Origin of the sequence: Streptomyces calidiresistens, from assembly GCF_014141525.1 — a bacterium.
In the GTDB taxonomy this organism is placed as follows: domain Bacteria; phylum Actinomycetota; class Actinomycetes; order Streptomycetales; family Streptomycetaceae; genus Streptomyces; species Streptomyces calidiresistens.
On the sequence record NZ_VKHS01001576.1, the window covers coordinates 1 to 433 of the forward strand.

Consider the following 433-nt stretch of genomic DNA (forward strand, 5'->3'; position numbering starts at 1 on the left):
GCCGGGGGAGTTGCGGGGCGGGGCACGTCCGGAGGACGCCTCGGTGCTGCACCTGCCCGAGGGGGGCCGTCTGGTGCACGAGGAGCACCGGACGCTCTCCCTGCCGCGCGGCTGGTACCGGGTGATCCGACAGCGGGAGTACGTGCCGGGAGCGGTGCGGATCGTCGCCGACTGAGGCGCGGCCCGTGTCGCCCGCCCGGTGCCCGTCGGCGCGCGGGAGGGCGCCGGGCGCGCCGCCCCGGAGGGGAACGGGGCACGTCCGGTCGGCCCCCGCCCTCGGCGCCGGGGGCCGACCACATCCGGGGGAACGCCCGTCCGGCGCGGCCGGAATCGATGGACCGGAATTGACGGAGAGGGGAAGGACATGGCGGTGCGGATGCGGGCCGGCGGGCCACGGGGGGCGACGGTTCCGGAGGCGGTGCGGGTCGGGCGG

At 79.0% G+C, this 433-nt stretch carries 1 protein-coding gene; it reads left to right on the plus strand.

The features are described from left to right. The coding region (locus tag FOE67_RS31045; protein ID WP_498370732.1) for a DUF8820 family protein at window positions 1-175 on the plus strand (175 nt) is incomplete at its 5' end. Window positions 176-433: the final 258 nt, after the last annotated feature.